We start from the raw sequence: 25,969 nt of genomic DNA, 5'->3' as shown, positions 1-25,969 counted from the left end.
TTAATATATCAATTTAAGCAATGTGAATCATCGCATATAGTAAATCCATAACTGCTCAATAATGAGCAACAGACAACGAGGTTGTCTGATAATACAAACACAACAGAACACTGACCGAGTAATGGAGTAAGACCATGGCGAATTATTTTAATACATTGAACTTGCGTGAGCAGTTAGCTCAATTAGGCAAATGCCGCTTTATGAACCGCGATGAATTTGCGGATGAAGCAGGATATCTGAAAGGTAAAAAAATCGTCATCGTCGGTTGTGGAGCTCAAGGTCTGAACCAAGGTCTGAATATGCGTGATTCTGGTTTAGATATCGCTTATGCGCTGCGTCCAGAAGCGATCAGTGAAAAACGTGCATCATGGCGTAAAGCAACAGAAAATGGTTTCAAAGTTGGCACCTATGAAGAGTTGATCCCTGAAGCTGATTTAGTTATTAACTTAACGCCAGACAAGCAACACTCTACGGTTGTTCGTGCTGTTCAGCCAATGATGAAGCAAGGCGCTGCGTTAGGCTATTCCCATGGCTTCAACATTGTTGAAGTTGGTGAGGAAATTCGTAAAGACATCACTGTTGTGATGGTTGCACCAAAATGCCCAGGAACGGAAGTTCGTGAAGAGTATAAGCGTGGCTTTGGTGTTCCAACCTTGATCGCGGTTCATCCAGAAAATGATCCGAAAGGCGAAGGTATGGCAATCGCGAAAGCGTGGGCAGCAGCGACAGGGGGTCACCGTGCTGGGGTTCTGGAATCGTCATTTGTTGCAGAAGTTAAGTCTGACTTGATGGGCGAGCAAACGATTCTGTGCGGTATGCTGCAAGCGGGCGCATTACTGAGCTATGATAAAATGGTCGCGGATGGTGTAGAACCGGGCTATGCAGGAAAATTAATTCAATTTGGTTGGGAAACGATTACTGAAGCGCTGAAGCAAGGTGGTATCACCCTGATGATGGACCGTCTGTCTAATCCAGCAAAAGTACGCGCTTATGCACTTTCTGAACAATTAAAAACTATTTTAGCGCCACTGTTTCAAAAACATATGGATGACATTATTTCTGGTGAGTTCTCATCAACGATGATGGCAGACTGGGCAAATAATGATAAAAACTTGCTGACATGGCGTGAAGAAACGGGTCAATCATCATTTGAAAATTACCCAGAATCTGCGGCTAAAATTTCAGAGCAAGAGTACTTTGACCATGGTGTTCTGTTGGTTGCAATGGTTAAAGCGGGTGTTGAATTAGCTTTTGATACCATGTTAGAAGCAGGGATCCTTGAAGAGTCTGCATATTATGAATCACTGCATGAATTACCACTGATTGCGAATACTATTGCCCGTAAGCGTTTATATGAGATGAACGTGGTTATTTCTGATACCGCGGAGTACGGTAACTATTTATTCTCATTTGCGGCAGTGCCAATGTTGAAAGAGTTTATGACCAAATTGCAAGCGGGTGATTTAGCAAAACCAGTGGCTGATAACGGCACTGATAATGCGCAGCTGCGTGATATCAACGAAGCGATTCGTAACCATCCTATTGAAAAAATCGGTAAGACTTTACGTGGGTATATGACGGATATGAAGAAGATCGCCGTCGCTCACTAATTTTTCGTCACTCTTCGCGTGATAGGTGCGTTGGCTACACTCGGTTACCCAAGTCACATACTAATGTATGCTCCTTGGGATAACCTCCTTTGCCGCCTTCCTCTAACGCGAATAGTTTAGAAAAATACATCGTTGTAATAAAAGAAAAAGAGCAAAGCAAAAAACAAAGCAAAGCCATATCGTTCTGATGAATGATGTGGTTTTTTGTTTTTTATAAATAGAAAGGATCGTTGCTCAAGAGTTGGTTAGGTTTCTGCTACAATCTGTAGCGAGTTCCATTTTGAATAATTAAGTGATGTAGAGAAACCATGCGATTAAATCCGAGCCAGCAGCAAGCTGTTGAATATGTGGATGGTCCGTGCCTTGTATTGGCGGGGGCCGGTTCAGGTAAAACACGGGTTATTACCAATAAAATAGCCCACCTGATCCGCCACTGTGGTTATCAACCACGACAAATTGCGGCAGTAACATTTACCAATAAAGCTGCACGCGAAATGAAAGAGCGTGTTGGGCAAACATTAGGTAAAAAAGAGGCGCGAGGATTAATTATTTCCACGTTTCATACTTTGGGTTTGGAAATTATCAAACGCGAGTATAAAGCGTTGGGTATTAAGTCCAACTTCTCTCTGTTTGATGATCAAGACCAAATCGCATTATTGAAAGAACTGACATTTGATCTTCTTGAGGAAGATAAAGATCTTCTTAAGCAGCTGATCTCGACGATCTCAAATTGGAAAAATGATCTGATCTCCCCACAGCAAGTCATTGGACAAGCTAGAACTGAAAAAGAACACCATTTTGCCGAATGCTATCGTCGCTATGAATTACACTTAAAAAGCTGCAACGTACTGGATTTTGACGATTTGATTAGTAAGCCAACGCTGCTTTTATCTCAAAATGAAGAAGTACGTGAGCGGTGGCAACAAAAAATCCGTTATTTGCTGGTGGATGAATATCAAGATACCAATACCAGCCAGTACCAATTGGTTAAATTTCTGGTTGGGAATAGAGCGCGCTTTACGGTGGTGGGTGACGATGACCAATCCATTTATTCATGGCGTGGGGCTAGGCCACAAAATTTAATTCTGCTTAACCAAGACTTTCCAAAATTGAATGTGATTAAGCTAGAACAAAACTATCGTTCATCGGAACGTATCTTGAAAGCTGCCAATATTTTGATTGCCAATAACCCCCATATTTTTGAGAAAAAGCTGTTTTCAGAATTGGGTTATGGGGCGCCACTAAAAGTACTTACGGCAAATAATGAAGACCATGAAGCAGAACGTGTAATTGGTGAATTGATAGCGCATCACTTTATTAATAAAACACAGTATAAAGATTACGCTATTTTATATCGAGGTAATCATCAATCGCGTATTTTTGAAAAAATATTGATGCAAAATCGGATTCCTTACCGCATTTCAGGGGGAACCTCATTTTTTTCCCGCCCTGAAATTAAAGATTTATTGGCGTATTTGCGAGTACTTACTAACCCTGAAGATGACAGTGCATTTTTGCGTATCGTGAATACGCCGCGTCGTGAAATTGGGCCTAAAACTATTCAAAAATTGGGTGAATGGGCTAACCAACGAGGAAAGAGTTTATATCAAGCAAGTTTTGACTTGGGATTAGAACAAACGTTAACAGGGAAAGGATTAGAAGCCTTGCAGCGCTTCACTCGTTGGATGGACGATATTGTGAGAGTTTCAGAGCGAGAGCCTCTGATAGCTGTACGAGATTTGTTGAGGGAAATGGATTACGAAAGTTGGTTATATGAAACCTCACCAAGCACCAAAGCAGCAGAAATGCGCATGAAAAACGTCAACCAATTATTTACTTGGATGAGTGAAATGATTGAGGGCGATGAGCTAAATGAGCCGATGACGCTGAATCAGGTTGTTACCCGTTTTACTTTGCGCGATATGATGGAGCGTGGTGAAGATGATGAAGATTCTGACCAAGTACAATTAATGACACTGCATGCCTCAAAAGGTCTTGAGTTTCCTTATGTTTTTCTTGTGGGAATGGAAGAGGGGTTATTACCACATCAAAGCAGTATCGATGAAAATAATATTGATGAGGAACGTCGATTAGCTTACGTTGGGATCACGCGAGCCCAACGAGAATTATTCTTCAGTCATAGCCGAGAGCGTCGCCAGTATGGGGAGTTAATTCGCCCTGAACTTAGCCGCTTTTTACTTGAATTACCTCAAGATGATATCGAGTGGGAACAGCAGCGAAAAGTGGTGAGTGCGGAAGAACGTATGCAGAAAGGGCAATTTGCGCTAGCAGATATTAAGGCTCGATTGGGATTAAATAAAAAAACTGAAAAGTAATGAGATAAGTTCCCACGATACAGTGGGAACTCAGAATAACTAGTTGGAACTATTACGTTCTTCTAATGCTAATGACCAATTCACGTAACTTTGCCATTGAATTTCTTGCTGTAAATTTTCCGCACGTAGAGGGTGCTCTTCTAACCAGCGATATGGCAGCATAATGGTTAAATTTTGCGTATTCGCATTCAGCCTTAATGCAGGCAAAGTATCATCGCGTCGGCGGCTAGCGAAGATGATCGCCAAGCGTAGCAAGCGACATAAATAGTAAGTTTGTTGCATTGGTAATGCATTTTGTTGGCTTAAAGACGCTAAATCAATTTGGCCTTGTTGATTTTTAAGAAGGGCAGCAAGTAAGCGTTTTTGTGCTGGTGTATATCCAGGTAAATCTAGATGGGTAATTAAGTAGCTTGCATGCTCGGGCGCTTTTCTGAAATCAACACTTAGCCCGATTTCATGTAAAGCACATGCACTTGATAGAAGGTCTCGACAACGGTTATCGAGTTCCCACTCTTTAGCAACTTGCAGATAAAAATATTCAGCGAGCTGGCGAACGCGGCTAGCTTGTTCGATATCAACAAGGAATCGGCGTTGGATATTACGCAAAGTTCTAGCTCGAATATCTTGCTCGATAGGTAGTTCCAGCATCCCGTAGACTAAACCTTCACGCAGAGCCCCACCTGCTAGCGTCATATTTTCAATATTTAACGCTTTGAAGATGGCGATTAAAATAGATAAACCGCTTGGGAATACGAGAGCGCGCTCAAAAGTTAGCCCATCAATTTCCAACTCTTCCAATTTATGGCATTGAATAGCTTTATGTTTCAGTTGCTGTAATTTCCCAAGGGTGATTAGCTCATCCATCCCTTGGGCAATCATAATTTCCTGAATAGCTTGCACAGTTCCTGATGCGCCGACACAAATTTTCCAACCATGGGCTTTGAGTGTATCCGCGATGGGGGTGATAACCTGTTGTGCTGCGGCTTCGGCTTGGGCAAAATTTTCTTCAGTTAAGGTTCTGTCACTGAAATAACGTTCGAGCCAAGTGACACACCCCATTTCAAGACTATATAACTGCTGAGCTTGGGCACCGGTTCCGGTGACTAACTCGGTACTACCTCCGCCAATATCGACAACTAAACGCTGTTCTGGGCCCCCGGTAGTGTGAGCAACACCTTGATAAATCAGGCGGGCCTCTTCTTCTCCTTGGATAACTTTGACTGGATTTCCTAGGATCTCACTGGCTTTCTCGATAAAAATATCAGCATTTTTGGCTAAACGCAGTGTTGCGGTTGCCACAACACGAATTTGCGAGTTCGGAATATCTTGCAGATGTTCCGAAAAAAGGCGCAGACACTGCCAGCCTCGCTCCATCGCTTGTTCGGATAAGATATTATCTTTATCTAACCCTGCCGCAAGTCGGACTTTGCGTTTGACTCGAGAAATGATCTGAATGCTTCCTGCGGTTTCACGTACAACCAGCATATGAAAGCTGTTAGAACCTAGGTCGATAGCCGCATACAGAGAAGAAGATTTCAGCATAAGTTATTTACTCAGTCTGCGCGTTTATGGTTGTGGCGTGGACCATTATGTCGACGTGGTGCATTGGAATTGCGACGAGGACCTGTTGGGCGCGGACGGTGACGACGTTTTGGTGCTGGGAGCTCACTCAAGAGTGCTTCACTGTTATATTTGCTAACTGGAATTGAATGCTGAATATATTCTTCAATTGCAGGCAAATTTAATGAGTATTCTTCACACGCGAGGCTAATGGAGTTTCCACTCTCACCGGCACGACCAGTACGCCCAATACGGTGTACATAGTCTTCGCAGTCATCGGGTAAATCATAGTTAAAGACATGAGTTACAGATGGAATATGTAATCCACGGGCAGCCACGTCAGTCGCCACTAAGATATCAATATGGCCTTGGGTAAACTGTTCTAAAATACGTAAGCGCTTTTTCTGTGCTACATCACCAGTCAATAAACCAACACGGTGTCCATCCGCGGCTAAGTGAGCCCAGATATCGTCACAGCGATGTTTGGTATTGGCGAAAATAATACAGCGTTCAGGCCACTCTTCTTCGAGTAACGTTTGCAGTAAACGCATTTTTTCTTCGTTAGAAGGGTAAAATAACTCTTCCTTAATGCGGTGACCGGTTTTTTGCAGTGGCTCAACTTCAATATATTCCGGGTTATTCATTTGCTCAAAAGCTAATTCTCTTACGCGGTAAGATAATGTTGCAGAGAACAGTAAGTTGAGTCTATCGGCTGCGGAAGGCATACGACGGAAGATCCAGCGGATGTCTTTGATAAAGCCGAGGTCATACATACGGTCAGCTTCATCTAATACGACGACTTGGATAGCAGCTAAATCAACGTGACCTTGTTTTGCATAGTCAATTAAACGACCTGTTGTACCGACGAGGATATCAACACCGTTTTGCAAGACTTTGAGCTGCTCGTCATAGCCATCACCACCATAGGCTAGACCCATTTTCAAACCAGTGTACTCTGCCAGCTCTTTAGAATCTGAGTAAATTTGCACTGCTAGTTCGCGAGTGGGAGCCATAATCAGCGCACGAGGCTGATTGGTTTTTTTCCCATCCATAGCAGGGTGAGTTAAAAGAAAATGAAATGTAGACGTTAGGAATGCTAACGTTTTACCTGTACCTGTTTGCGCTTGCCCCGCAACATCTTTGCCTTCGACAGTGAAAGGCAGGGTAGCCGCCTGGATAGGCGTGCAAAAGTTGAAGCCTTTTTTATTAAGTGCTTCAATGACTTTTGGGTGCAATGCGAAGTCGGAAAACTTCTGTTCTGTCAAGTGTGCTTTACTCATAGTATGTTAGAATATCAGTTAACGGTTGGTTTACGAAAGTGTATCTTTTGAAATAAAGCATACTGATGCCAATTAATGCTACACTATGTCGGTAAAAATGATCCTTTGGAGTACAACATGAGCGACAAAATTAAACATATTACAGATGCAAGTTTTGCATCTGACGTTCTAAATGCAAATTCACCTGTTCTTGTCGATTTCTGGGCTGCATGGTGTGGTCCTTGTAAAATGATCGCGCCTATTCTTGATGAAGTTGCTGAAGAATATACAGGCAAAGTGACCATCGCAAAACTGAATATTGATGATAACCCAGCAACGGCTCCAAAATTTGGTATTCGCGGTATCCCAACACTTCTATTATTCAAAAATGGCAGTGTTGCTGCAACTAAAGTTGGCGCATTATCTAAAACTCAACTGAAAGAATTTTTAGACGAAAATCTGTAAGTTATAGCTTTATATAAGCGAAAACGTTTAGCGGTGTATTTATTTTATGTAGAGAGCCGCTAGACGTCCCCATTTAAGCATGATAAGTTAACAGCATTCCTCGTATAGCGCCCATAAGAATTACCTTGTTTTCCTTTGCTCTTTTCTGATACGTCTAGCTTACAGTTCTGTTTAGTAACAATGTTAACGTTGCTTATTATTAATTTAAAGTTGATGAATCCATCGTTGCATAACTGTGATGTTAAGCTCTGAGTGAATAAAATGGGTGGTACTAGGATAAGATGTTGTCCTAAATGTACAAAAAACTATTGCTAATATTGATTACGTTTCTAATAATATGCGAAATGTCATCTTGATGATTAAAAACGCACCTGTTAGTCACAACCTTATTCATTGCAATATTAGTTGTAGCGAGCACAAATTTTTATGCATTGTTGTTAGTTGATAGCTTCCAACAGGGCACTATAAAGTTAAACTGGCACTTAATAGGTCATTATTGTTACTATATAAGTTGCCTCCAATTTACGTTCATAGTTCGAGAATTACCCCGAGTTAAAGAACCCACCATTATGAATCTTACCGAATTAAAAAATACGCCAGTATCAGAACTGATTACGTTAGGCGAAAACATGGGGCTAGAGAATTTAGCCCGTATGAGAAAGCAGGATATTATTTTTTCCATTTTGAAGCAGCATGCTAAAAGTGGGGAAGATATTTTCGGCGATGGCGTACTAGAAATCTTACAGGATGGATTTGGTTTCCTCCGTTCAGGTGACAGTTCCTACCTCGCAGGTCCGGATGACATTTACGTATCTCCTAGCCAAATTCGCCGTTTTAACCTACGCACTGGCGACACTATTTCAGGAAAAATTCGTCCTCCTAAAGAAGGTGAACGTTATTTTGCCCTGTTAAAAGTTAATGAAGTTAACTTTGATAAACCTGAAAACGCCCGTAACAAAATCCTTTTTGAAAACTTAACGCCATTACATGCAAATAATCGTCTTCGCATGGAGCGCGGTAACGGCTCGACTGAAGATTTGACTGCACGAGTTTTGGATTTAGCGGCACCGATTGGTCGTGGGCAGCGTGGACTGATTGTCGCGCCACCTAAAGCGGGTAAAACAATGTTGCTGCAAAATATTGCGGCTAACATTGCGCATAACTATCCAGACTGCGTATTGATGGTCCTACTGATTGACGAACGTCCAGAAGAAGTGACCGAGATGCAGCGCTTAGTTAAAGGTGAAGTTATTGCTTCGACATTTGATGAGCCAGCTGCACGGCACGTTCAAGTAGCTGAGATGGTTATTGAGAAAGCCAAGCGTCTTGTTGAACATAAAAAAGACGTTATTATTTTGCTCGACTCTATCACTCGTCTTGCTCGTGCATATAACACAGTCGTTCCTTCTTCCGGTAAAGTTTTGACCGGTGGTGTTGATGCGAACGCATTACATCGTCCAAAACGTTTCTTCGGTGCGGCACGTAATGTTGAGGAAGGTGGAAGCCTGACTATCATTGCAACTGCATTAGTTGATACCGGTTCGAAAATGGATGAAGTGATTTACGAAGAATTTAAAGGAACAGGTAACATGGAATTACACCTGTCCCGTAAAATTGCTGAAAAACGTGTTTTCCCTGCGATTGATTACAATCGTTCTGGTACACGTAAAGAAGAATTACTGACATCCCAAGATGAGCTACAGAAAATGTGGATCCTACGTAAGATTATTCACCCAATGGGTGAAATCGATGCAATGGAATTCCTCATCAGTAAACTGGCCATGACAAAAACCAACGAAGAATTCTTTGATTTCATGAAAAGAGCTTAATCGTTAGGATTATCTGTACATCGAATAGGCGCTCTTATTAGGGCGCCTATTTTTTTATCTAATTCCACACGGTATAAGTGAAATAATAATCTCCGCTTCAGAGAAAATGGAGTATTAATTACTCTATTTTTTAAGTAAAAAAAATAATAAATGAACGCTAGATTATTAATCTGAAGGTGGTATTTTCTACATTCTTTTTTATACTTAAAGACTATCAATTGCTGATGCTCTTCCTGTTATACTTTAATGTAACGTACTGATATTATTTTTAATATTTAAGTACATCCATATCGAATTTTGATATTTTTTTACCTCTATGATTTTATGCGAGATATTTTTCAACTTAAATGGGTAAGAAATCGAAAAATCAATCGGTCGAAGATTATCTTTTATGGCATGCATCTTGCAAGATTAAAGGATAGTATTGGGCGGATAGGATCAACTAAATGAAGCTATATATACCGTACTTTATTTATCAGCATATTTTATGGGTACCATCAACAGTGAAGACTCGTTTGAACGTGTGAATTTCTGCACAGATGATAATGCGGTACTTTAGGTTTTTCATCACAACCAAGAATTGTAGTTTTTAAAAGTCAGATAGAAATAATAAGAGAGTTGAACAGTGGACAGTACACACTTTGCCAGTAATCTCTTCTACGTTTTTTTATTTACTTTAGCCTTTATTTTTGTCGCGCGGATTGTTGCGACAAAAGTTGGTTTAGTCGATAAACCTAACTTTAGGAAAAAACACGTAGGATTGGTTCCTCTAGTTGGAGGAATCTCTGTTTTCTTTGGAGTCTGTTTCGCATTTGCGATCACAGAGGAATACATTCCACATAAATGGTTATATATCGCTTGTGCAGGCTTATTAGTCTTCGTGGGTGCCCTCGATGATAGATTTGATATCAGCGTAAAATTAAGGGCTGGAGTTCAAGCTATTGTCGCGGTTGTGATGATGACCGCAGCGGGACTTTCGCTGAAATCACTGGGTCATGCATTTGGACCATGGGAGCTGGTGCTTGGACCATTTGGCTATATTGTGACGCTATTTGCGGTATGGGCTGCGATTAATGCATTTAACATGGTCGATGGTATTGATGGCCTGTTAGGCGGCTTATCCTCAGTTTCATTTGGTGCTCTTGGATTTCTACTTTATCAAAATGGCAACTATGCTCTCGCATTTTGGTGTTTTGCCTTTATAGCGGCTATCCTACCTTATATTCTCCTTAACTTAGGCGTGTTAGGTCGTCGCTTTAAAGTATTTATGGGAGATGCGGGGAGCACACTGATTGGTTTTACGATTATTTGGATTCTCGTAGCATCAACGCAAGAAAAAGTGCATCCCATTAACCCTGTGACTGCATTATGGATTATTGCGATTCCATTAATGGATATGGTGGCAATTATGTATCGCCGTATTCGTAAAGGAATGAGTCCATTTTCACCGGATCGTCAGCATATTCATCACCTGATTATGCGTTCAGGCTTTTCCCCAAAAGGGGCATTTGTAATCATCACATTGGCTGCAGCAGTACTTGCGAGCATTGGTATCATTGGCGAACGCTTAACATTTGTCCCTGAGTGGGTAATGTTGGCATTGTTTTTGCTTGTATTTATGATGTATGGCTATTGCATCAAACGTGCATGGAAAGTCGCCCGTTTTATCAAACGAATTAGACGTCGTGTGCGCAAGAGTGCGGTCCGGTAACGACAAACGAACATAGAGGTTCTGCGCAGTGAATAACTCAGAAACACAACCTAGCCAGCACCAATCTCCGGTTGAAGGGGAGTTGGATATCCGAGCGTTATGCCTCTCATTATGGAAAGGTAAAGTTTGGATCGTGGCATGTGCAGTCATTTTTTCAGCCATCGCTTTAGGCGCATCTTATTTTATGCAGCCTAAGTGGAGTACTACTGCGATCACAGATTTACCCACGGTGAATAATCTGGGAAGTTACTACTCTCAGCAACAATTCCTGCGTAATCTTGATTCCCGTATTAATGTTATGGGGCAAGAAGGCCAGTTACCCACAATTGCGAAAGAAGCTTATGAAGAGTTTACCAAGCAATTAGGTGCTTATGATACTCGTCGCCAATTTTGGTTAGGAACAGAGTATTACAAGCAACGTCTGGAAAATGATCCAAAAGCTGACGCGGCATTACTTGATGAATTAATTAACAACATCGAATATACGCCAGCGGATGAGTTAAAAAATCCAACCGATAACGTGAAGTTAGTGGCTGAAACAGCAACTGATGCTAACCAGCTATTACGTGAATATATTGAGTTTGCCAACAAACGCGCAACGACTAATCTGAATGATGAATTGAAAGGGACTTGGGCAACGAAGACTCAATCAATGAAAGCCTTAGTTAAGCGTGAAGGTATGGTAGCAACCGCGGCATATGACCGTCGTTTAAATGTCCTTGAACAAGCGTTAAAAGTTGCTGAAAAACAAGGTATTTCACGTAATCAAATGACCGCGCCAGTGGATGAAATTCCGGACTCAAAAATGTTTATGTTAGGTGTTCCATTATTACAAGCACAGATTGAAACACTGAAAGCAACAGGTCCTGATTATGATTCCGATTATGATCAGAATGTCGCGATGTTATCGACACTGAATGTTGAACCCGTTCTTCAAGAAAATTTTCAGGCTTATCGCTTCCTGCGAACTCCTGAAGATCCAATCAAACGTGATAGTCCACGCAGAGCCTTTATTGCTGTTCTGTGGGGAGCCATAGGGATGTTAGTAGGTGCCGGAGTGGTACTGTCTCGCCGTCGCCCTTCATGATGTAGCACTAGCCACTGGCGCTAAGCGTTAGTGGCTAGGTCAAGTCATAAAACAAAAAAAAGCAGTAAACTGCGAAGATAAAGATAAGAGAGTCACTGTGAAAGTATTGACTGTATTCGGCACACGGCCAGAAGCCATTAAAATGGCGCCATTGGTTCATGCTCTTGCGGGTGATGCAGATTTTGAAGCTAAAGTTTGTGTTACCGCTCAGCATCGTGAAATGCTAGATCAAGTACTGAACTTATTTGAGATCACGCCTGATTATGATCTCAATATTATGAAACAAGGCCAGGATTTAACTGATATTACATGCCGCATCCTTGAAGGATTAAAAGCGGTATTTGCCGATTTTCAGCCCGATGTTGTCCTCGTTCATGGGGATACCGCCACAACGATGGCAACCAGTCTTGCGGCGTTCTACCACCGTATTCCTGTTGGGCACGTAGAAGCAGGGTTACGCACGGGAAATCTGTACTCGCCATGGCCAGAAGAAGGTAACCGTAAGATTGCCGGGCATCTTGCTCAATATCATTTCGCACCGACAGAAAATTCTCGTCAAAATCTGCTCAACGAATCCATTCCAGATAGCCATATTTTTGTGACTGGCAATACAGTCATTGATGCGTTGTTGTGGGTCAAAGAAAAAGTGATGGGTAAATCAGACATGATGGCGCAATTAGCCGAAAATTACCCATTTATCGACCCAAACAAAAAGATGGTTCTTGTCACAGGGCATCGTCGTGAGAGCTTTGGTGGTGGTTTTGAACGTATTTGTCATGCGTTAGCTGAAATTGCTCAAACACATCCTGATGTCCAAGTGGTTTACCCTGTTCATCTGAATCCAAATGTGAGTGAGCCAGTACAAAGAATTCTACATAATATTGATAATATTATTCTCATTAGTCCTCAAGAGTATTTGCCATTCGTTTATTTGATGAACCATGCATATCTCATTTTAACGGATTCTGGCGGTATTCAAGAGGAAGCTCCATCACTAGGCAAGCCTGTTTTAGTCATGAGAGATACCACTGAACGTCCTGAAGCTGTGGATGCAGGAACAGTACGTTTAGTTGGTACAGATACACAAACCATTGTAAATGAAGTTAATCGGTTACTGACAGATGAAGCGGAATATCATGAAATGAGCCGCGCACATAACCCTTATGGTGATGGTCATGCTTGTCAGCGTATTCTTGCAGCATTAAAAAGCAATCAGGTGAAATTATGAGTTTTGAAACTATTTCTGTTATTGGCCTTGGTTACATCGGTTTACCAACAGCGGCAGCCTTCGCATCTCGTAAAAAGCAAGTTGTCGGCGTAGATGTTAACCAACATGCGGTTGATACTATCAATCAAGGTAAAATCCACATCGTGGAACCTGAGCTGGATGTTGTGGTAAAAAAAGCGGTTGAAGAAGGCCACTTAAAAGCCTTCACTAAACCACAACCCGCGGATGCATTTCTGATTGCAGTTCCAACGCCATTCAAAGGTGAACATGAGCCTGATTTGGTCTATGTGAAAGCCGCTGCGGAATCTATTGCGCCAGTGCTGAAAAAAGGTGACTTAGTGATCCTTGAGTCTACCTCTCCAGTGGGTACGACTGAACAAATGGCGCAGTGGTTAGCTGCTGCTCGCCCAGACTTAACGTTTCCTCACCAAGTGGGTGAAGATGCGGATATCGATGTTGCTTACTGCCCTGAGCGCGTACTGCCGGGTCAAGTCATGATTGAGCTGATTAAAAATGACCGTGTTGTTGGTGGTATGACGCCAAAATCCTCTCTGCGTGCTAGTGAGCTGTATAATATTTTCCTAGAAGGTGAGTGTGTAATCACTAACTCTAGAACCGCAGAAATGTGTAAGTTAACAGAAAACAGTTTCCGTGATGTTAACATCGCATTTGCGAACGAATTGTCATTGATTTGTGCAGACCAAGATATCAACGTATGGGAACTGATTAGCCTTGCAAATCGCCACCCACGTGTGAATATTCTGCAACCGGGACCAGGTGTTGGTGGCCACTGTATCGCTGTTGACCCATGGTTTATCGTGGCACAAAGTCCAAAACAATCTCGCTTAATCCACACTGCGCGTTTAGTTAACGATGGCAAACCAATTTGGGTTGTTGACCAAGTCAAAGCTGCGGTTGCTGATTGCTTAGTTGAAACAGGTAAAAAAGCGAACGAAATCAAAATCGCCTGTTTCGGTTTATCTTTCAAACCAAATATCGATGACTTACGTGAAAGCCCTGCAATGCACATCACTAAAATGGTTGCAGAGTGGAACCCAGGTAAAACATTTGCTGTTGAGCCTCATATCCATGAACTACCAACATCCTTGAAAGGTATCGCTGAGCTAGTGTCTATTGAACAAGCAGTTAGCGAAGCGGATGTGGTTTTAATGTTGGTTGACCATAACCTGTTTAAAGGTATCCAAGGTTCAGCAATCCCACAAAAATGGGTGGTGGATACGAAAGGAGTATGGCGTTGAAACGTATTTTAATTACTGGTGGGGCCGGTTTTATCGGCTCTGCTGTTGTTCGTCATGTGATTGAAAACACAAATGATAGTGCAGTTGTGGTGGATTGTTTGACCTATGCTGGCAATTTGGAATCACTCGCTGAAGTGGCGAACAATGAACGCTATGCTTTTGAACACGTTAATATTTGTGACCGCACGGCGCTAGATCGTGTGTTTGCTGAATATCAACCGGATGTCGTCATGCATTTGGCGGCAGAAAGCCATGTAGACCGTTCAATTGATGGTCCAGCCGAATTTATCGAAACTAACATAGTGGGCACTTACACCCTGTTAGAGGCAGCTCGCCACTATTGGTCTGCTCTTGATGAAAGTAAAAAATTAGCTTTCCGTTTCCACCATATTTCTACTGATGAAGTGTATGGCGATTTAGACGGTCCTGACGGTTTCTTTACTGAAACGACACCGTATGCACCAAGCAGCCCATATTCTGCGTCAAAAGCATCTAGCGACCACTTAGTTCGTGCATGGCAGAGAACGTATGGTTTACCAACCATGATCACTAACTGCTCGAATAACTATGGGCCGTATCACTTCCCTGAGAAGCTGATCCCTCTGATTATTCTGAACGCGATTTCGGGTAAACCATTGCCAGTGTATGGCAAAGGTGAGCAGATCCGTGACTGGCTATTTGTTGAAGACCATGCGCGTGCCTTGCATTTAGTGGCAACTCAGGCTCAACCGGGCTCTACTTATAATATTGGCGGGCACAACGAGCGCCGCAATATTGAAGTCGTTGAAACGATTTGTGAGCTGCTGGAAGAGCTGTATCCACAGAAACCTCAAGGCGTTGCTCACTATCGTGACTTGATCACTTACGTGAAAGACCGACCGGGTCATGACATGCGTTATGCCATTGATGCTGCAAAAATTGAGCGTGAATTAGGGTGGACACCACAAGAAACTTTTGAATCCGGCATTCGTAAAACCGTGCAATGGTATTTGAATAATGAAACTTGGTGGCGCCGTGTTCAAGATGGCTCTTATGCCGGTGAGCGCTTGGGCTTAGGCAGCTAGGAGGTCGTATGAAAGGTATTATTTTGGCTGGTGGTTCGGGAACACGTTTACACCCAATCACTCGCGGCATCTCAAAACAGCTGCTGCCTATCTACGATAAGCCAATGATTTATTATCCGCTGTCCGTACTTATGCTGGCAGGGATCCGTGAAATCCTCGTGATTTCTACACCTGATGACTTACCGATGTTTAAGCGTTTATTGGGTGATGGTCATGAGTTTGGTATTGAACTGAGTTATGCCGAGCAACCATCCCCAGATGGATTGGCTCAAGCTTTCATTATTGGTGAAGAGTTTATCAATGGTGATGCTTGTTGCTTAGTGCTCGGCGATAATATCTTCTTTGGCCATTCATTTAGCCCAAAACTGATGTCTGTGGCAGCACGTCAAAAAGGCGCGACTGTGTTCGGCTATCAAGTTATGGATCCTGAACGTTTCGGTGTTGTGGCGTTCGATGACGACTTTAAAGCACTGTCTATTGAAGAGAAACCCAAACAGCCAAAATCTAATTGGGCGGTAACGGGATTATATTTCTACGATAACCAAGTGGTTGATTTTGCAAAACAAGTCAAGCCATCAGAACGTGGTGAACTGGAAATTACCTCTATCAACCAAATGTATTTAGAGCGCGGCGAGCTAAATGTTGAGCTATTGGGTCGTGGCTTTGCTTGGTTGGATACTGGGACTCATGACAGCCTGATTGAAGCCGGTACATTTGTTCAAACTGTGGAAAAACGTCAAGGCTTCAAAGTGGCATGCTTAGAAGAAATTGCATGGCGCAATGGCTGGTTGAGCGATGAACAAGTGAAAGAAGCGGCAGCTAAACTGAATAAAACAGGCTATGGCAAATACTTAGAGGATTTACTCCGTGTCCGTCCGCGCCAGTATTGAGCCACTCGATTGGGAGTCTGATTTTTTCAGACGCTCAACGGCAAAACTGAATTTTATGCAGACTGATGCCGAAACCATCCTCGCTTATCAAATGGATAAGTATGACATTGTGCAGGCAAAAGTTTCTGCATCTGAAACTGCATTAATTGATGATTTAGCGGGAATGGGATTCAGCTTTGTCGAGGGTGAAATTGACTTTGCTTTAACGATTGGCACAGAAAATGCTTATCTAAATACGGCATTGGCCGAGACGGATCATGTCGTTGCTGCACAAGTCAGCGACATTGTTCAACTGCGCACAACAGCGGAGTCAGTATTTAGCAACAGCCGTTTTAGAACGCCTTGGTATCATGAAGGTGATAGCGGTCGGTTTTATGGATTATGGATTGAAAAAGCCGTTTTAGGCACATTCGACCATACCTGTTTACTGGTTAAAGATAGTGCGGGTGCAATTTTAGGTTTTGTTAGCCTACGCAGCCTTGATGCAGATACTGCAAGAGTCGGGCTGTTAGCATCAATGCCAAATGCACAAGGGCGCGGTATTGGTCGGAAGTTAATGTCAGCGGCTTATCAGTGGTGTGTGCAACACCAAAAAAGACAGTTAAATGTTGCCACTCAAATGAGTAATGTTGCGGCATTAAATCTTTATTCACGTAGCGGTGCGGCGATTGCCAGCACAGCATATTGGTTATACAGGGGACAACATGATTCCATTTAATAAACCACCCGTTGTAGGTACTGAAGTTGAGTATATGAAACAAGCCATGGCAAGTGGCAAACTTTGCGGGGATGGTGGTTTCACAAAACTTTGTGAAGAGTGGATGGAGAAACGTTTTAACTGCCCGAAAGTTCAGTTAACGCCGTCTTGTACCGCTTCGTTAGAAATGGCTGCTATTCTGATTGATATCAAGCCGGGTGATGAAGTCATCATGCCAAGCTTTACCTTCGTTTCTACATCAAACGCATTTGTTTTACGTGGCGCAAAAATTGTATTCGTGGATATCCGCCCAGATACCATGAACATCGATGAAACTAAAATTGAATCGGCAATTACAGACCGCACTCGTGCCATTGTACCTGTTCATTATGCTGGCGTAGCTTGCGAAATGGACACCATCATGGCTATCGCGAAAAAACACAATTTATTTGTAATTGAAGATGCTGCACAAGGTGTGATGTCGACTTACAAGGGCAAAGCGCTTGGAACGATTGGGCATATCGGATGCTATAGCTTCCACGAAACCAAAAACTACTCTTCTGGTGGCGAAGGTGGAGCGACCTTAATCAATGACAAATCATTGATTAACCGTGCAGAAGTGATCCGAGAAAAAGGCACTAACCGTAGTCAATTTTTCCGTGGGCAAGTAGATAAATACACATGGCGCGACATTGGTTCAAGCTATCTGTTATCTGACTTACAAGCTGCGTATTTGTGGGCTCAGCTAGAACAGGCTGACAAAATTAACGATCGCCGTTTACTGTTGTGGGATCGCTATTATCAAGCATTACAGCCATTAGTCGCTGCGAAACGTTTAGTGTTAGCAACCGTGCCTGAAGGGTTAAAACATAATGCGCATATGTTCTATATCAAACTTGAAAATGTAGAAGAACGCACAGCATTTAATGACTATATGAAATCTCATGGCATTCTGACGGTTTTCCATTATGTACCACTGCATACCAGCCCTGCGGGTATGGAATTTGGTTATTTCCACGGTGAAGATAAATACACGACAGTTGAAAGTGACCGTTTGGTTCGTTTACCGATGTTCTACAACATGACGGATGACGAACAACAAAGTGTTATCGAGAAAATCAAAGCGTTCTTTGCCTAATGTCATTAGCTAAAGCATCGGTTTGGACTGCTGGGTCTACCCTGATAAAAATCGGGGTGGGCCTGTTAATTGTTAAATTATTTGCAGTCTCTTTTGGTCCCAGCGGTGTGGGACTAGCGGGTAACTTCCGCCAATTAATTACTGTGCTAGGGGTGCTCTCTGGCGCAGGGATCTTTAATGGTGTCACTAAATATGTGGCAGAACATCACCAAGATCCGCAAAAATTACGTGCAGTGCTTGGTACCTCTTCGACGATTATCCTCGGGTTTTCGACACTATTAGCCATTATCTTTTTACTATGCAGTGCACCAATAAGTGCTGCGTTATTTGATACTGCGCAATACAGTTCAGTGATCCGCATGGTTGCCTTGATTCAAATGGGTATCGCGTATGCGAACTATTTTTTGGCAATTCTCAAAGGGTATCGAGATGCGCCAGGAAATGCCTTAGCTATCATTTTTGGTAGCATAATTGGCGTTGTCGCCTATTATTTATGCTATCGAGTGGGTGGCTATGAAGGGGCATTAGCGGGTCTGGCTCTGGTCCCTGCATTAGTGGTACTTCCTGCGGCTGGAATGGTATTTAAGCGCAAGCAATTTGCGTTGTCATCGCTAAAACCTGCATGGGACAAAGCGATTGCCAGCAATTTAGGCAAATTCACGATCATGGCGATGTTAACGGCGGTGACCTTGCCTGTTGCTTATATCATGATGCGTAACTTGCTCGCCCAAAAATACAGTTGGGATGAAGTCGGTTTGTGGACGGGTGTGACGACAATTTCAGATGCCTATTTACAGTTTATTACGGCAACATTTTCAGTGTATTTGTTGCCTACATTATCCCGTTTACAGCATAAGAGTGAAATCTCCGCAGAGATCATTAAAGCACTGAAATTTGTTTTACCTGTAGTTGCCGCGGTGAGTTTCACGGTTTGGTTGCTACGAGACTTTGCTATTTGGTTACTATTTTCTGAAGAATTTACTGGGATGAGAAACCTGTTTGCTTGGCAGCTGGTGGGTGATGTATTGAAAGTGGGCGCTTACGTATTTGGCTATTTAGTCATTGCAAAAGCCGCACTACGTTTTTATGTTCTAACGGAAATCAGTCAATTTGTGTTATTAACGGGCTTTGCTCATTGGCTTATTCCTGAACATGGCGCAGTCGGAGCCACACAAGCCTATATGGCGACATATATCGTATATTTTACTCTCTGTTGTTGCGTATTTTTGATCTACCGTAGGCGAGCATGACAACCTTAATACATGTACTGGGATCTGATCTCCCGCATCATAATCAGACGGTTTTAACGTTTTTTAATCGCGTTATTTGCAAAGAAGCAGCACCGTCACAAAAACCACATTTTATGGTGGTTAGCCAAGATGCGCAGCTTGCTGATGCTTATCCTGAGCTGGAAATTGAAGTTTTTAATAGCAAAAAAACAATCGCAAATGAGGTGATCCGTCGCGCGAAAGCGGATCGCCGTGCACGTTTTTTCTTCCATGGACAATTTAACGCCCCAATCTGGCTTGCATTATTGTTTGGCCAAATAAAATCTCACCAATTTTGGTGGCATATTTGGGGGGCAGACCTGTATGAAGAATCGAGCTCTCTGAAATTTAAACTGTTTTATATTCTGCGTCGTTTAGCGCAGAAAAAGGTGGGGCATGTCTGTGCTACGCGGGGAGATTTGTGCTATTTCCACCAGTTCAACCCCAATGTGCCTGCATCTGTACTCTATTTTCCAACCAGAATGGATCCTACATTGACGGTAAGCGAGCGTGAGCCACGGGAAGATGAGCAACTCACCATTCTTCTCGGTAACTCAGGTGATCGTTCAAATCGTCATATAGAGGCACTGGGCGCGATTAAACAGCAGTTTGGGGATCAGGTTAAGATTATCGTCCCAATGGGATACCCTGCAAACAATCAAAGTTATATTGATCAAGTGCAGCAGGCAGCAAACAGCCAGTTTGCAGCGGGACAGGTTGAGATCTTGAAGCAACGTATGGAATTTAGCGATTATTTGAATTTGCTGAAAACCTGTGACCTCGGCTATTTCATTTTTAATCGCCAACAAGGGGTGGGAACGGTGTGTTTACTGATTCAATTCGGTATTCCATTTGTTATCAGCCGACAAAATACTTTCTGGCAAGACCTTACTGCCCAGAATGTTCCGGTCTTTTTCTATGGTGATGAACTGACTCTGCCTTTGGTATCGGAAGCCCAGCGCCAAATGAACATGTTGGATAAACAACAGATTGAATTTTTTGCTCCTAACTTTACTGAAGGCTGGAAACAGATCCTTAGCGTTGCGGAGGAGCGAGCATGACATCGAGCATGACACTTTTAGAATTAGGTGGCTTAGCGCTGATTTACCTGATATCAATTATTTTTATTGGCACGCTGCTGTATAAAGAATTTTTACGCGTGCGTTTTAACTTTAATATTTTCTTCTCAATGTTGTATTTGTTGACGTTTTACTTCGGTTTTCCGTTAACTTGCGCCTTAGTGTTCCAGTTTGATGTTGCAGTGGTTCCCGCTGATTATTTAATGTATGCGATGTTAGCGTCGACGAGTTTTTATGCAATTTATTATGTGGCATACAAAACAAGGCTAACAAAACAGGTAGATACCCAGCGGCGTGCACTATTTAGCATGAATAAAGTTGAAACCAACTTAACCTGCCTATTATTAATCTCGGTCGCGGTTGTCACGGTCGGCATTTTCTTCATGGAAAATGGCTTCTTGCTATTTAAGCTGAAGTCTTACAGTCAGATATTTTCTAGTCAGGTTTCTGGTGTTGCACTAAAACGCTTTTTCTACTTTTTTATCCCTGCCATGTTGATCGTTTATTTCTTAAATCCGACGCAAAAACGCTGGTTTTTCTTCCTGATTAGTACGGTAGCATTTGGCTTCTTAACCTATGTGATTGTGGGTGGAACGCGCGCTAACATCATTCTGGCATTTGCCTTGTTCCTGTTTATTGGAATTGTGAGAGGCTGGATTACGTTATGGATGCTGGCGGCTGCGGGTGTTGCAAGTATTGTGGGCATGTTCTGGTTAGCCCTAAAACGTTATGGGCTGGATGTGAGCGGGGCGGAGGCATTTTATACCTTCCTGTACCTAACTCGCGATACGTTCTCACCGTGGGAAAACTTAGCGTTATTACTCAGTTATTATGACCAGATGGAATTCCAAGGTTTAGCGCCCATTGTTCGGGATTTCTATGTATTTATTCCATCATGGGTATGGCCAGAACGTCCTGATACCGTGCTGAACTCAGCGAACTACTTTACGTGGGAAGTTCTGAATAATCACTCAGGCTTAGCTATTTCACCCACTTTAATTGGGTCATTAGTCGTGATGGGCGGATTGTTATTTATTCCTCTCGGCGCCATTGTGGTTGGGCTGATTATCAAGTGGTTTGACTGGATTTATGGCATGAGTTTGAAAGAGCCAAATCGTTATAAAGCGGCGATTATGCAGGCATTTTGCTTTGGTGCGATTTTCAATATGATTGTTTTAGCGCGCGAAGGTGTTGATTCCTTTGTGTCGCGAGTGGTCTTTTTCTGTTTAGTATTCGGACTCTGTCTGGTATTAGCAAAATTACTGTACTGGTTATTTGAAAGTGCGGGTCTTATTCGTATTAAAGCCTCTTCTTATCTACGAAGTGGGCAACGGGAAAGCCGTTAAAGGAGCAGCATGGAACAGTCATCAATTCCTCAATATAGCATCAGAGGTCATAATATTTGGGGCTTCAAAAACATGGCCCATTTTTTAGATTATCTGTTTGCTGGCGGTGAGACCAAGACCGGTACATTAGTGGCGATCAACGCTGAAAAAGTGATGATTGCTGAACAAGATTCCGCCTTGAATACCTTATTGGGTCAGGCTGAATATCTGTATGCAGATGGGATCAGCATTGTACGGGCTATTCGCCGTAAATACCCGCAAGCAGAAGTCTCTCGTGTTGCTGGAGCTGACCTATGGGAAGGCTTAATGGAACGCGCAGGAAAAGAGGGCACGCCCGTTTTTTTAGTGGGTGGTAAACCGGATATTTTGGAACAAACAACCAGTAAATTACGTTCTCAGTGGAATGTGAATATTGTGGGTTCCCAAGATGGATATTTCACTGCGGAAGATCGGGATGCATTATTTGAACGTATCCGTGGGAGTGGCGCAAAAATTGTCACGGTTGCCATGGGATCGCCTAAGCAAGAAATCTTTATGCGTGATTGTCGCAAAGTGCATCCAGACGCCTTATATATGGGCGTCGGCGGGACTTACGATGTCTTTACTGGGCATGTTAAGCGAGCACCAAAGGTATGGCAGAATTTAGGGCTAGAGTGGCTGTATCGTCTTCTATCCCAACCAACCCGAATTAAACGCCAGTTTAAATTGCTCAAATTCTTGGGCTATTACTATGGCGGTAAGCTATAAAAACCTTCTGGCGATAAGCTGTACAAGCCCTCCAATAAATGAGACTGGCGTAATTGCTGGTCTCTTTTTTCAAATATTTCTATAATCCTTCAAAAATAGATGCAGCCTAAGAGATCTCACGGTATCTTGGGGCGATCATGTGTTTTTATGACATTTTCGATTGTAAGTAGCGATTTCTAATAAGGCAATTGCCATTAAAGCTACGGATATTGAATCACTATTAATGACAGGGGAATTTATGGAGAAGCCGCAGCAAGGCTTGCAACGGGGGCTTGAGGCTCGTCATATTGAGTTAATTGCACTTGGTGGAACGATTGGTGTAGGGCTGTTTATGGGCTCTGCAAGTACGTTGAAATGGGCTGGCCCATCGGTTTTGTTAGCCTATATTATTGCTGGGCTATTTGTCTTTTTTATTATGCGTTCGATGGGGGAAATGTTGTTTCTTGAGCCCGTCACTGGCTCATTTGCTTCATTTGGGTATAAATATTTAAGTCCATTTTGGGGTTGCTTAACGGCTTGGGGCTACTGGTTTATGTGGGTGGCTGTGGGTATCTCAGAGATCACCGCGATAGGGGAATATGCCAAATATTGGTTCCCTGATGTCCCTCAATGGATATTTGCCATGGTCGCCGTCGTATTAGTGGCTTTAGCTAATTTAGCAGCGGTTAGGCTCTATGGGGAGCTGGAATTTTGGTTTGCCATGATCAAAGTGACGACCATCGTGGTGATGATACTGATTGGGCTTGGGTTGATTTTCTTTGGTCTGGGTAATAATTTTCAGCCGATTGGCTTAGGCAACCTTACAGAACATGGCGGTTTCTTCGCTGGGGGGTGGCAAGGTTTCTTGTTTGCTCTGTGTATTGTGGTGGCGTCGTATCAAGGTGTCGAGCTGGTGGGGATTACTGCGGGTGAAGCTAAAAATCCGCAAGTCACATTGAAAAAAGCCATCAATAATATTCTGTGGCGTATTTTGATTTTTTATGTCGGCGCAATTTTTATTGTGGTGACTTTATTTCCGTGGACAGAGGTCGGGCAGCAAGGTAGCCCATTTGTGATGACGTTTGCTAAGGTGGGGATTGTCTCTGCGGCAGCGGTGATTAACTTTGTAGTGCTGACTGCGGCACTTTCGGGCTGTAATAGCGGCATGTATAGCGGTGGGAGAATGCTGTATGCGTTGGCGCAGAATAAGCAGTTACCGAGTTCGCTGCTGAAATTGACGAAAAGTGGGGTTCCTGCCCGCTGTGTCGGTTTCACCATCTTATGTTTGGTTGCAGGCTCTAGCTTGAATTACCTGATTCCGAATCCAGAGAAAGTGTTTGTGTATGTGTATAGTGCCAGTGTGTTGCCAGGAATGGTTCCTTGGTTGGTCATACTGACCAGCCAGCTACGTTTTCGTAAACAAAACCAACAGCACATGGCGGGACATACCTTTAAATCGATTCTATTCCCATGGGTTAACTATGCGACATTGCTATTTTTAGGCTGTGTATTAGTCGGAATGGCAATTAATCCAGAAACTCGTTTATCGCTAATTGTGGGCGCTATCTTTTTATTAACGGTTTCGGTGCTGTATTTTTTAATTCGGTTTTTAAATCGAACAAATAGTCAGCAGTCGTAAAATATTTTATTCACAAAAATGGGTTATTTGGAGGGGAAGAGAGAAAAAATGCTCTCTTTCTCGACAAAATGAATAAAAGGCAAGCAATCGATATTTTTATTGCAAAAAGGACTAGACAGCAGGAGGATAAATCCGTACTATCCTCTCCCGCAACGGCGTTAAGCGCCCGTAGCTCAGCTGGATAGAGCGCTGCCCTCCGGAGGCAGAGGTCTCAGGTTCGAATCCTGTCGGGCGCACCATCAAATGGTGACAAGCTACGGTGGCAAAATGAAGTTGCATGTTGTACTATGACAACGCTTTGAAATAAGTGAAGTTATGGTGGCTATAGCTCAGTTGGTAGAGCCCTGGATTGTGATTCCAGTTGTCGTGGGTTCGAGTCCCATTAGCCACCCCATTTTTTTTGTGATATTGCGAGGGTGGCGGAATTGGTAGACGCGCTAGCTTCAGGTGTTAGTGTCCTATGGACGTGGGGGTTCAAGTCCCCCCTTTCGCACCACGAAAAGAATGTATGGAGTCACTGCCTAGCGCAGTAAAATTTCGGCGAGTAGCGCAGCTTGGTAGCGCAACTGGTTTGGGACCAGTGGGTCGGAGGTTCGAATCCTCTCTCGCCGACCAATTTAGAGAACCCCGCTCAATTGAGCGGGGTTTTTGTTTTATACGCCAAAAATTTTCCTTTTCCTTTTCCTTTCTAGCTTTTTATTTATCCCTTTTTATTTATTATTTGATTTTTTCATGTCTACAGTGACCCCAATGGATTACAGTTTAACAAGAATCATTACTATTCATGTGTATAGATAATATATTGATTTATATATGAAAAAAATATTGTCTCAGATCTGATACAAACCCACCTTTTGTTGTCTCCAAAAAGAGACATATTACCCATTGATTTATATAAATAAAATGATAGTTATTATAAGCTGTCTCTAAATTGAGACGGAATAGCTGAATCGAACTGAAGGGGGGTGGGTATGAAATGGGTATTAAAAAATCATAAAGAGTATAAAAGAAAAATTATGTTTAAAACTACAGAGATACGGATGAAAAAAAGAAAAATTATGAATTTTAATGAAGTTGGCATGCATTCTGCATTATTAACTTTGTAGATGCTCATCCCACTTATTATGACAGCCTAGCTTCATAAACCAAGGGATGACGCAAAGCCGATTATACGGTGCCTATTGTCCAATTTAGATGATCAAGAGCTAATCCTCTTACCATCAGCGAACGGGCGAAACGTTGAGTGAGGCACCATCCGTCTGTAGACCTGATTGTATATTTACACCTGCTTCGGCAGGTGTTTTTTTTGCTTTCAGTACGGATTGACTTCCCTAACAATTTTTAAATTGGTTAGGGAAGATTCACCATTCTAATATTACGCGCTCTTCTCTTTGCTTAACCATTTACTGATCCAGCGGGTCACGTAGGTATAGGCGATAATAATGAAGGTAATAATAAAGATATCTTTGTTGAGATCTGCGGTATTGAAGCCAATTATCGAAATAAAAATAAATGGGGACAAAATCAGTAGCAGCAGGTCAAAAAAGATCTGTAAGCGATTTTGGCTCGCCACAATCCAATGCCAGAGAGTTTTAACTACATTCATGTCTCTATCCTGAATTTATTCAAAGCGGAAATGTATACGATCATTTATACACGATGTATCTCTTTTATAACATAGCAATAAATGGTTTGCTGCGACTATTGAATGATTACTTAATTATCATAGAGCATACTAATAAAAAGATGCTTATTTTAATTATCTAATCAAGATAGCT

The 25,969-nt window shown here is 42.6% G+C and carries 21 protein-coding genes and 4 tRNA genes; 22 read left to right on the top strand and 3 right to left on the bottom strand.

Translation table 11 applies throughout. The features are described from left to right. Positions 1 to 134: 134 nt before the first annotated feature. Positions 135 to 1,610, top strand: coding sequence for a ketol-acid reductoisomerase (ilvC, locus tag EL244_RS16890; protein ID WP_126462453.1), 1,476 nt, complete (start codon positions 135 to 137; stop codon positions 1,608 to 1,610). Between the two features lie 308 nt (positions 1,611 to 1,918). Next, positions 1,919 to 3,946: a DNA helicase Rep gene (rep, locus tag EL244_RS16885; protein WP_126462450.1), complete on the top strand. Its 2,028-nt coding sequence runs from the start codon at positions 1,919 to 1,921 to the stop codon at positions 3,944 to 3,946. Between the two features lie 39 nt (positions 3,947 to 3,985). Here rep and gppA read toward each other — a convergent pair whose 3' ends face one another. Both gppA and rhlB read right to left on the bottom strand, forming a co-directional pair. Beyond that, positions 3,986 to 5,488 carry a guanosine-5'-triphosphate,3'-diphosphate diphosphatase gene (gene gppA / locus EL244_RS16880; RefSeq protein WP_006814622.1) on the bottom strand — a complete coding sequence of 501 codons (1,503 nt, stop codon included), beginning with the start codon at positions 5,486 to 5,488 and terminating at the stop codon, positions 3,986 to 3,988. Between the two features lie 11 nt (positions 5,489 to 5,499). Next, the gene (gene rhlB, locus EL244_RS16875; protein ID WP_126462447.1) at positions 5,500 to 6,786 is read right to left on the bottom strand and encodes an ATP-dependent RNA helicase RhlB; all 1,287 of its coding nucleotides are present in this window, start codon (positions 6,784 to 6,786) and stop codon (positions 5,500 to 5,502) included. Between the two features lie 117 nt (positions 6,787 to 6,903). Between rhlB and trxA the strand changes: the two genes are divergently transcribed. The 20 genes from trxA to EL244_RS18355 all read left to right on the top strand — a co-directional run bounded on the left by trxA (position 6,904) and on the right by EL244_RS18355 (position 25,297). After that, on the top strand, positions 6,904 to 7,230 hold the full coding sequence (trxA, locus tag EL244_RS16870; protein ID WP_039854894.1) for a thioredoxin TrxA: 327 nt from the start codon (positions 6,904 to 6,906) through the stop codon (positions 7,228 to 7,230). 569 nt (positions 7,231 to 7,799) lie between these two features. Next, entirely contained in the window at positions 7,800 to 9,059 is a 1,260-nt protein-coding gene (gene rho, locus EL244_RS16865; RefSeq protein WP_006814618.1) for a transcription termination factor Rho, read from the top strand. Positions 9,060 to 9,684: 625 nt separating this feature from the next. Next, a complete protein-coding gene (wecA, locus tag EL244_RS16860; protein ID WP_006814617.1) occupies positions 9,685 to 10,770 on the top strand; it encodes a UDP-N-acetylglucosamine--undecaprenyl-phosphate N-acetylglucosaminephosphotransferase in 1,086 nt (361 codons plus the stop codon). A gap of 28 nt (positions 10,771 to 10,798) precedes the next feature. Then, a complete protein-coding gene (wzzE, locus tag EL244_RS16855) occupies positions 10,799 to 11,857 on the top strand; it encodes an ECA polysaccharide chain length modulation protein (RefSeq protein ID WP_126462444.1) in 1,059 nt (352 codons plus the stop codon). A 97-nt stretch (positions 11,858 to 11,954) separates the two neighbouring features. Further along, complete coding sequence (wecB, locus tag EL244_RS16850) at positions 11,955 to 13,085, top strand: non-hydrolyzing UDP-N-acetylglucosamine 2-epimerase (RefSeq protein WP_039854893.1); 1,131 nt, start codon at positions 11,955 to 11,957, stop codon at positions 13,083 to 13,085. After that, positions 13,082 to 14,344, top strand: coding sequence for a UDP-N-acetyl-D-mannosamine dehydrogenase (wecC, locus tag EL244_RS16845; RefSeq protein WP_006814614.1), 1,263 nt, complete (start codon positions 13,082 to 13,084; stop codon positions 14,342 to 14,344). Before wecB ends, wecC begins: the two co-directional genes overlap by 4 nt. Further along, positions 14,335 to 15,408, top strand: a complete 1,074-nt coding sequence (rffG, locus tag EL244_RS16840; RefSeq protein WP_172597532.1) for a dTDP-glucose 4,6-dehydratase — start codon at positions 14,335 to 14,337, stop codon at positions 15,406 to 15,408. The genes wecC and rffG overlap by 10 nt, the downstream gene beginning before the upstream one ends. Positions 15,409 to 15,416: 8 nt before the next feature. Next, positions 15,417 to 16,298 carry a glucose-1-phosphate thymidylyltransferase RfbA gene (gene rfbA, locus EL244_RS16835; protein ID WP_006814612.1) on the top strand — a complete coding sequence of 294 codons (882 nt, stop codon included), beginning with the start codon at positions 15,417 to 15,419 and terminating at the stop codon, positions 16,296 to 16,298. Next, on the top strand, positions 16,276 to 17,016 hold the full coding sequence (rffC, locus tag EL244_RS16830) for a dTDP-4-amino-4,6-dideoxy-D-galactose acyltransferase (protein ID WP_126462438.1): 741 nt from the start codon (positions 16,276 to 16,278) through the stop codon (positions 17,014 to 17,016). Before rfbA ends, rffC begins: the two co-directional genes overlap by 23 nt. Continuing rightward, positions 17,003 to 18,133, top strand: coding sequence for a dTDP-4-amino-4,6-dideoxygalactose transaminase (rffA, locus tag EL244_RS16825; RefSeq protein ID WP_126462435.1), 1,131 nt, complete (start codon positions 17,003 to 17,005; stop codon positions 18,131 to 18,133). Before rffC ends, rffA begins: the two co-directional genes overlap by 14 nt. Further along, positions 18,133 to 19,383 (top strand): lipid III flippase WzxE, encoded by a 1,251-nt coding sequence (gene wzxE / locus EL244_RS16820; protein WP_006814609.1) that lies wholly within the window; start codon positions 18,133 to 18,135, stop codon positions 19,381 to 19,383. Before rffA ends, wzxE begins: the two co-directional genes overlap by 1 nt. Beyond that, positions 19,380 to 20,462: a TDP-N-acetylfucosamine:lipid II N-acetylfucosaminyltransferase gene (locus EL244_RS16815; RefSeq protein WP_126462432.1), complete on the top strand. Its 1,083-nt coding sequence runs from the start codon at positions 19,380 to 19,382 to the stop codon at positions 20,460 to 20,462. The genes wzxE and EL244_RS16815 overlap by 4 nt, the downstream gene beginning before the upstream one ends. An 8-nt stretch (positions 20,463 to 20,470) precedes the next feature. After that, complete coding sequence (gene wzyE / locus EL244_RS16810) at positions 20,471 to 21,826, top strand: ECA oligosaccharide polymerase (RefSeq protein ID WP_112837585.1); 1,356 nt, start codon at positions 20,471 to 20,473, stop codon at positions 21,824 to 21,826. Between the two features lie 9 nt (positions 21,827 to 21,835). Then, positions 21,836 to 22,573 (top strand): lipopolysaccharide N-acetylmannosaminouronosyltransferase, encoded by a 738-nt coding sequence (gene wecG, locus EL244_RS16805; RefSeq protein WP_006814606.1) that lies wholly within the window; start codon positions 21,836 to 21,838, stop codon positions 22,571 to 22,573. 238 nt (positions 22,574 to 22,811) lie between these two features. Beyond that, the gene (thrP, locus tag EL244_RS16800; protein ID WP_039854890.1) at positions 22,812 to 24,191 is read left to right on the top strand and encodes a bifunctional threonine/serine APC transporter ThrP; all 1,380 of its coding nucleotides are present in this window, start codon (positions 22,812 to 22,814) and stop codon (positions 24,189 to 24,191) included. A 162-nt stretch (positions 24,192 to 24,353) separates the two neighbouring features. Further along, positions 24,354 to 24,430, top strand: a tRNA-Arg gene (locus EL244_RS16795). Between the two features lie 79 nt (positions 24,431 to 24,509). After that, positions 24,510 to 24,585, top strand: a tRNA-His gene (locus EL244_RS16790). Positions 24,586 to 24,601: 16 nt separating this feature from the next. After that, positions 24,602 to 24,687, top strand: a tRNA-Leu gene (locus EL244_RS16785). Between the two features lie 42 nt (positions 24,688 to 24,729). Then, a tRNA-Pro gene (locus EL244_RS16780) sits at positions 24,730 to 24,806 on the top strand. A gap of 356 nt (positions 24,807 to 25,162) precedes the next feature. Beyond that, the gene (locus EL244_RS18355; protein ID WP_265497414.1) at positions 25,163 to 25,297 is read left to right on the top strand and encodes a hypothetical protein; all 135 of its coding nucleotides are present in this window, start codon (positions 25,163 to 25,165) and stop codon (positions 25,295 to 25,297) included. A gap of 269 nt (positions 25,298 to 25,566) precedes the next feature. Here EL244_RS18355 and EL244_RS16775 read toward each other — a convergent pair whose 3' ends face one another. Continuing rightward, positions 25,567 to 25,797 (bottom strand): DUF4014 domain-containing protein, encoded by a 231-nt coding sequence (locus EL244_RS16775; protein ID WP_006814603.1) that lies wholly within the window; start codon positions 25,795 to 25,797, stop codon positions 25,567 to 25,569. Between the last annotated feature and the right edge of the window lie 172 nt (positions 25,798 to 25,969).

This window comes from Providencia rustigianii (assembly GCF_900637755.1).
Taxonomy (GTDB): Bacteria; Pseudomonadota; Gammaproteobacteria; order Enterobacterales; family Enterobacteriaceae; genus Providencia; species Providencia rustigianii.
The sequence above is the reverse complement of the archived record's forward strand: the minus strand, read 5'-3'. Positions and strand labels throughout refer to the sequence as shown.